Raw genomic sequence first — 291 nt, forward strand, 5'->3', positions numbered from 1 at the left:
ACACCCCGCCACCACGGCTCGACCGGCAGCACCCCGGCCGGCTCGAACGGCTGACCCGGAACAGGAAGAGCGACCGCCTGCCCCACCCCGTCAGCAGCAGCCTTGGTCCACTCACCAGGCTCAGCCCACGGATGACCCGCCAGGTTGAAAGTCACCCAATGGATCGGCAGCAGCACCCCACCCACATCGCCTTGCTGCAGATCAAGATGCGACCGAACCCCCTGGACAGGGCTCATGTGAATGTCCGGCCACGCACCCGGCACCGGCGTAGAATCCGTGTGGTTCTTGGGC

Annotated in this window: 1 pseudogene; it reads right to left on the minus strand. The window is 66.7% G+C overall.

Annotated features, from left to right (window positions below):
• Positions 1 to 291, minus strand: a pseudogene (locus RB628_RS41935) (MBL fold metallo-hydrolase); the annotation flags it as partial.

Source organism: Streptomyces sp. ADMS (assembly GCF_033441795.1).
Classification (GTDB): domain Bacteria; phylum Actinomycetota; class Actinomycetes; order Streptomycetales; family Streptomycetaceae; genus Streptomyces.